Raw genomic sequence first — 7506 nt, 5'->3', positions numbered from 1 at the left:
GCATGGCGCTCTCACCCATGAGGTGAACCCCATCGAAGCCGTCAACGCTCGATTTCATGCGGCCTGGCAAGGGATACGAAGCGGTCAACTGCTGTTTCCAGGATCAGAGGCTTCATCCCCCCCCCTGCAGGAGCCTTCGAGCGGCGGGTGCATGGCCGACGCCGATGCTCGCACCCATGTCCACGCGCAGGCCGCGCCCGCCGATGGCCATGGGCTGCTGCAGCGTCACCGAAATGGTTCTGCGCTTCCAGCGAGGCGATGGCAAGCATGGGCGGGGGGCGGCTCCCGAAAGGTCTGAAACAGCCATCCCGGCTGTTTCAGGGGGTTTCAGCCCTTGCGCGCGTTGATGATCGCCTCGGCCACGCTGTTGGGCGCCTCGGCGTAGTGCTTGAACTCCATGGAGTAGGTGGCGCGGCCCTGGGTCAGCGAGCGCAGCGTGGTGGAGTAGCCGAACATCTCCGACAGCGGCACCTCGGCGCGCACCAGCTTGCCGCCGCCCCCGGCGATGTCCTCCATGCCCTGCACCATGCCGCGGCGGCTGGAGAGGTCGCCCATGACGTTGCCCGTGAAGTCCTCGGGCGTTTCCACCTCCACGGCCATCATGGGTTCGAGCAGCACCGGCCTGGCGCGCCGCATGGCGTCCTTGAACGCCATGGAGCCGGCCATGCGGAAGGCGTTCTCGTTGGAATCGACGTCGTGGTACGAGCCGAACACCAGCGTGACCTTCACGTCCACCACCGGGTAGCCTGCCAGTACGCCGCTCTTCAGCGTTTCCTGGATGCCCTTGTCCACCGCCGGGATGTATTCGCGCGGGATCACGCCGCCCTTGATCGCATCGACGAACTCGTAGCCCTTGCCCGGCGCGGGCTCCAGCGTGATGACGGCGTGGCCGTACTGGCCACGCCCGCCCGACTGCTTGACGAACTTGCCTTCCACGTCGGCAGCCGTGGTGCGGATGGTCTCGCGGTACGCCACCTGGGGCTTGCCGACATTGGCCTCCACGCCGAACTCGCGCTTCATGCGGTCCACGAGGATTTCGAGGTGCAGCTCGCCCATGCCGGCGATGATGGTCTGGCCGCTTTCCTCGTCGGTGCGCACGCGAAAGGACGGGTCCTCCTGCGCCAGGCGGTTCAGGGCCACGCCCATCTTCTCCTGGTCGGCCTTGGTCCTGGGTTCCACGGCCTGCGAAATCACGGGCTCGGGGAACACCATGCGCTCCAGCACGATGGGCTTGGCCGGGTCGCACAGGGTGTCGCCGGTGGTGACGTCCTTCAGGCCCACGGCGGCGGCGATGTCGCCGGCGCGCACTTCCTTGATCTCGGTGCGCTCGTTGGCGTGCATCTGCAGGATGCGGCCCAGCCGCTCCTTCCTGCCCTTGACCGGGTTGTAGACCGTGTCGCCGCTCTGCACCACGCCCGAATAGACGCGAAAGAAGATCAACTGGCCGACGAACGGGTCGGTCATGATCTTGAACGCCAGGGCCGCGAACGGCTCGGCGTCGCCGGGATGGCGCTCGGCGTGCTCGCCGTCCTCGGTCTGGCCGTTGATCGCGGGCACGTCCACGGGCGAGGGCAGGTAGTCGATCACGGCGTCGAGCATGGCCTGCACGCCCTTGTTCTTGAACGCGCTGCCGCACAGCATGGGCACGATCTCGCCGGCGATGGTGCGCTGGCGGATGGCGCGCTTGATCTCGTCTTCGGTCAGCGCCTCGCCGCCGAGGTACTTGTCGAGCAGCGCCTCGCTCGACTCGGCGGCGGCCTCGACCATCTTCTCGCGCCATTGCTGCGCGGTGGCCAGCAGCTCGTCCGGGATGTCGCGGTATTCGAAGCGCACACCCTGGCCGGCCTCGTCCCAGAAGATGGCCTTCATCTTGACCAGGTCGACCACGCCCTGGAAATGATCTTCAGCGCCCACGGGGATCTGCAGCGGCACGGCCACGCCCCTCAGGCGCTCGCCGATCTGGCGCTGCACGCGGAAGAAATCGGCGCCCACGCGGTCCATCTTGTTGACGAAGGCGATGCGCGGCACCTTGTACTTGTTGGCCTGGCGCCAGACGGTCTCGGACTGCGGCTGCACGCCGCCGACCGAGTCGTAGACCATCACGGCGCCGTCGAGCACGCGCATGGAGCGCTCCACCTCGATGGTGAAATCGACGTGGCCGGGCGTGTCGATGATGTTGATGCGGTGCTCGGGGTAGTTGCCGGCCATGCCCTTCCAGAACGCCGTGGTGGCGGCAGAGGTGATGGTGATGCCGCGCTCCTGCTCCTGCTCCATCCAGTCCATGGTGGCGGCGCCGTCGTGCACCTCGCCGATCTTGTGGTTCACGCCGGTGTAGAACAGGATGCGCTCGGTCGTCGTGGTCTTGCCGGCGTCGATGTGCGCCGAGATGCCGATGTTGCGGTAGCGCTCGATGGGGGTGGTGCGGCTCATGCCAATTCTCCTATCAGACAGGCACAGATACGACCAAAGGGCATGGCCGCAAGGGCACGGCAACTGTATGCCTTTCCCGGCGCCGTGGCGCGCGGGAGCTTGCGGGGGCGGCCCTGCGACAATCCGGCCCATGTTTGCCCCGCTCCAGAACGACACCTTCCTGCGCGCCTGCCGCCGCCAGGCCACCGACTACACGCCCCTGTGGCTGATGCGCCAGGCCGGGCGCTACCTGCCCGAATACGTGGCAACCCGCGCCAAGGCCGGCAGCTTCATGGGGCTGGCGACGAACGTGGACTACGCCACCGAGGTCACGCTGCAGCCGCTGGCCCGCTACCCGCTCGACGCCGCCATCCTGTTTTCCGACATCCTCACCGTGCCCGACGCCATGGGCCTGGGGCTGTCGTTCGCGCAGGGCGAGGGTCCGCGCTTCGACGCGCCGGTGCGCAGCGAGGCCGCCGTGGCCCGCCTGGCCGTGCCGGACATGGAACGGCTGCGCTACGTGTTCGACGCCGTGGCCTCGATCCGCCGCGCGCTGGCCGGGCGCGTGCCGCTGATCGGCTTCTCGGGCAGCCCCTGGACGCTGGCCTGCTACATGGTCGAGGGCCAGGGCAGCGACGACTACCGCCGGGTCAAGACCATGCTCTACGCCCGCCCAGACCTGATGCACCGCATCCTGGCCGTGAACGCCGACGCCGTGGCAGCCTACCTGAACGCCCAGATCGACGCGGGCGCGCAGGCCGTAATGGTGTTCGACAGTTGGGGCGGCGTGCTGGCCGACGGCGCGTTCCAGGCCTTCAGCCTGGCCTACACGGCGCGCGTGCTGGCGCAGCTCCAGCGCACCGGCCCGGACGGGCAGGACGTGCCGCGCATCGTCTTCACCAAGGGCGGCGGCCCGTGGCTGGCCGCCATGGCCGACCTGGACTGCGAGGTGCTGGGCCTGGACTGGACCGTGGACCTGGGCGCCGCGCGCGCCTGCGTGGACGGCGCGGACAAGGCGCTGCAAGGCAACCTCGATCCCGCCGTGCTGTTCGCCCCGCCCGCAGTGGTGCAGGCCGAGGCCCGCCGCGTGCTCGACCGCTTCGGCACCCCGCACACCGGCGCGGGCAGCGGCCCCACGCACATCTTCAACCTGGGCCACGGCATCAGCCAGTACACGCCGCCCGACCACGTGGCCGCCCTGGTGGAAGCCGTGCATGGCCATTCGCGCAAGCTGCGCCAGGCCTGAAAACGCTTGACAGACGGGCCTGCCACGCTATGCAAATAGACTTTCGGCACCATACTTATGCACAAAAATCGTGCTGCGGCGCAGTGATGCGCTGGGACGGTGCGGCACCCCGCTATCAAACGCGTAGCGTACGCAAGTGCTTGATTCATAAGGAACCCGCACCATTGCCGATTTCGTGGGCAAAGTGAAGAAAGCCTTGATTTTCAAGGGCTCGGCGCTGGTTGCGGCGTCCTATCAACAAAGTTATCCACAGAAATTCTGGATTGCCGCCACAACGGTTCAAAATCAATGGCTTACATCGTCCTTGTGAGGTGACTTCCGCTGCCGGGTTCAATCTGAAACAAATCCACGCCGTTCTAGATTTGACTTATGCACACAGGCTCCGGCGCCGGAACACAGGCAGTGTTTACCCGCGCCTTGCGCCATTCCGGCTTCACGTTGCAACTCAACCCATTGATTCATATGGATATTCTCTTCTGCCCTTTTGGTGGGCAATATGTTGCAAGCCTTTGCCCATGCGGGTTTGCGGCGTTGCACCATGGCATGTCAACATAGTTATCCACAGAAAACCGGGGCAACCGACGCAACACCTTTCAGAACAATGGCTTAGCGGCACTTCCCAGACCTTGCAGCAAAACCCGCCCGTAAACCCCATGCCCCACTCCGTCCCGGTTGCCGTACCCACCCCCGCGCACAGCGCGGTGGGCGGGCTGCTGACGTACGCCAGCGAGCAGCCACTTGCGCCCGGTGCCCTGGTGCGCGTGCCTTTGGGTTCGCGCGAGATGCTGGGCGTGGTGTGGGACGGCCCCGCGCCCGCCATGCCCGCCGGCATGGCGCCGCGGGCCGTGGCCGGCGTGCTCGACGGCCTGCCGCCGCTGGGCGCGTCCTGGCGGCAACTGGCGACCTTCACCGCGCGCTACTACCAGCGCGGCCTGGGCGAAGTCGCGCTGGCCGCGCTGCCGCCCCAATTGCGCGGGCTGAGCGCCGCGCAACTCGCGCGCCGCCTGCAGCGTCGGGCGGCGGGGGCGCCCGCTACGGATGCCGCCGGCCTGCAGGCGCTGCCGCCGCTCACGCCCGAGCAGGCCGCCGCGCTGGCGCGCATCGCCGAGGGCGGCGGGCCGTTCCTGCTGTTCGGCGCCACCGGCAGCGGCAAAACCGAGGTCTACCTGCGCTGCGTGCAGCGCCTGCTGGCCACGGAGCCGGGCGCGCAGGCGCTCGTCATGGTGCCCGAGATCAACCTCACGCCGCAGCTCGAAGCCCGCTTCACCGCGCGCTTTGGCGCCGATGCCGTGGTGTCGCTGCACAGCGGCATGAGCAACCCCCAGCGCCTGAAAAGCTGGCTGGCCGCGCACGCCGGCGCGGCGCGCATCGTGCTGGGCACGCGCATGGCGGTGTTCGCCAGCCTGCCGCGCCTGCGCCTGATCGTCGTCGATGAAGAACACGACCCGAGCTACAAGCAGCAGGAAGGCGCGCGCTATTCGGCGCGCGACCTGGCCGTCTGGCGCGGCCACACGGAAGGCGCCACGGTGGTGCTGGGGTCGGCCACCCCCTCGCTGGAGAGCTGGCACCACAGCCGCCCGCCGGCCAGCCACGCCCCGACGGACCCCGGCGGGCGCTACGTGCGCCTGGCCATGCCCGCACGCGTGGGCGCGGGCGCGCTGCCGCGTGTCCGGCTGGTGGACATGAACCAGCAGCCGCGCAACACCCTCTTCTCCGCCCCGCTGCTGGCAGCGGTGCGCGAGCGCATCGCGCGCGGCGAGCAGGCCATGGTGCTGCTCAACCGGCGCGGCTATGCGCCCGTGCTGCACTGCGTCGACTGCGGCTGGAAGAGCGACTGCCCGCACTGCAGCGCCTACCAGGTGTTCCACAAGGCCGATCGCACGCTGCGCTGCCACCACTGCGGCTTCACGCAGCGCGTGCCCCGCGCCTGCCCGAGCTGCGGCAACCTCGACATCGCGCCGCTGGGCCGAGGCACCGAGCGGCTCGAGGAGCACCTGGCCGAGTTGCTGGCCGACGCCCGCCGCCCCGACGGCATGCCCGTGCGCATCGCCCGCATCGACGCCGACAGCACCCGCGCCAAGGGCGCGCTGCAAGCGCACCTGGCCGCCGTGCACGACGGCAGCGTCGATGTGCTGGTGGGCACGCAGATGATCGCCAAGGGCCATGACTTCCGCCGCATCACGCTGGTGACCGCAGTGAACCCCGACGGCGCGCTGTTCTCCAGCGACTTCCGCGCCGCCGAGCGACTGTTCTCGCTGCTCATGCAGGCGGGGGGCCGCGCTGGACGGGACGCGGCCTTCATGGCCGCCAGGGCGGCACAAGGCACGGCGGCCGAACTGTGGGTGCAGACCGCCCACCCGGGCCATCCGCTGTTTGCCGCGCTGCGCAGCCACGACTACCCGGCCTTCGCCGCGCAGCAGTTGGCCGAGCGCGCCGCCGCCGCCATGCCACCCTTCGCCTACCAGGCGCTGGTGCGCGCCGAGGCCCGCACGCAGGAGGTGGCGCAGGGCTTCCTGGGCGCCGCCGCCGCGCAGGCCGGGGGGCTGCCGGGCGCGGCGCAGGTCACGCTCTACCCGGCCGTGCCGATGGCGGTGCAGCGCGTGGCCGACATCGAGCGCGCGCAGATGCTCGTGGAAAGCCCTTCGCGCGCGGCGCTGCAGCAGTTGCTGGCCGCATGGCAGGACGCGCTGCATGCCCTGCGCGCCGACCCGGCGCACAGGGGACTGGTGCGCTGGGCCATCGACGTCGATCCACTGGCAATCTGAGCCCCCGAATTCTTTGAGCAAAATATGCCTCCGGCGCTTTATATTCCAGCGCTGATAGCTATCAAAATAGGAGCTATCAACGCGGTGCCAGCCACGCCACTGCGGCGGAGAAGCTCAGGAAAGACAGCGCCGTGGACACGAGGATGATGCGCGCGATGCGCCCCGTGTGCGCGCCGAAGCGCTCGGCCAGCAGCGACACGTTGCTGGCGCCCGGCAGCGCCGCCACCAGCACCAGCGCGGTGAGCGCGGGCGCGGCCAGCGGCAGGCCCAGCGCCATGGCCGCGCGGCCCGCCCCGAACACCAGCAGCGGGTGCAGCACGAGCTTGGCCAGCGCCAGCGGCACGTAGGCCCGCGCCGGGACATGCTCGTGGGCGTTCATCCGCGAGCGCGCCAGCACCGCGCCGATGGTAAACAGCGCCACGGGCGACGCCGCCCCCGCCAGCAGCGCCACCAACTGCTCCAGCGGCCCGGGCAGCCGCCATTGCAGCGCCGAGGCCAGCGCCCCCAGCGCAATGGACCAGGCCATCGGGTTGGCCAGCATGCCGCGCAGCGCGCGCCGCAGCGCCGGGCCTACGCCGCCCGCGCCGTCGAGCCGTGACAGCGCGATGCACAGCGAGGTGGTGATCACCATGTCCACGGCGATCGCCAGCATCACCGGCCCCGCGGCCTGCGCGCCCAGCAGCGCCGCGAGCAGCGGCACGCCCATGAAGCCGGTGTTGGGGAACGCCGCCACCAGCGCGCCGAAGGCCGCGTCGTTCCAGCCCAGGCGCTGCCGCCGCGCCCAGGCCACGGCCAGCCCCACCATGGCCAGCGCGCAAGCCAGGTAGATGCCCAATGCGCCGGGGTCCAGCAGCAGCCCGACCGGCGTTGCGGCGCCGAAGCGGTACAGCATGCACGGCAGCGCGAAGAACAGCACGAAGGCGTTGAGCCCCGGAATGGCGGACTGCGGCAGCAACCCGCGCCGCGTGGCCGCGTAGCCGCACAGCACCAGGGCGAAGAAGGGGAAGGCGACGGCGAGGACGGACAGCACGCGCGCGATTCTCGCAGCAGGCCGCCAGGGCAGCATGACCGGTATGATGGGTGCCC

General features: G+C 69.6%; 4 protein-coding genes. 2 read left to right on the top strand and 2 right to left on the bottom strand.

The genetic code is table 11. The features are described 5' to 3' along the window. Positions 1-327: 327 nt before the first annotated feature. Positions 328-2430 carry an elongation factor G gene (gene fusA, locus PY257_RS13925; RefSeq protein ID WP_275742827.1) on the bottom strand — a complete coding sequence of 701 codons (2103 nt, stop codon included), beginning with the start codon at positions 2428-2430 and terminating at the stop codon, positions 328-330. A gap of 130 nt (positions 2431-2560) precedes the next feature. Here fusA and hemE point away from each other — a divergent pair, with 130 nt between their 5' ends. Further along, positions 2561-3655, top strand: coding sequence for a uroporphyrinogen decarboxylase (gene hemE / locus PY257_RS13920; protein WP_275742825.1), 1095 nt, complete (start codon positions 2561-2563; stop codon positions 3653-3655). Between the two features lie 653 nt (positions 3656-4308). Then, positions 4309-6420 carry a replication restart helicase PriA gene (gene priA / locus PY257_RS13915; protein WP_275742823.1) on the top strand — a complete coding sequence of 704 codons (2112 nt, stop codon included), beginning with the start codon at positions 4309-4311 and terminating at the stop codon, positions 6418-6420. A gap of 76 nt (positions 6421-6496) precedes the next feature. Here the strand turns inward: priA and PY257_RS13910 are convergent, their stop codons facing one another. After that, positions 6497-7450: an AEC family transporter gene (locus tag PY257_RS13910; RefSeq protein ID WP_275742821.1), complete on the bottom strand. Its 954-nt coding sequence runs from the start codon at positions 7448-7450 to the stop codon at positions 6497-6499. Positions 7451-7506: the final 56 nt, after the last annotated feature.

Origin of the sequence: Curvibacter soli (assembly GCF_029211125.1) — a bacterium.
In the GTDB taxonomy this organism is placed as follows: Bacteria; Pseudomonadota; Gammaproteobacteria; order Burkholderiales; family Burkholderiaceae_C; genus Curvibacter_A; species Curvibacter_A soli.
This window is presented reverse-complemented; position numbering and strand designations above follow the sequence as displayed.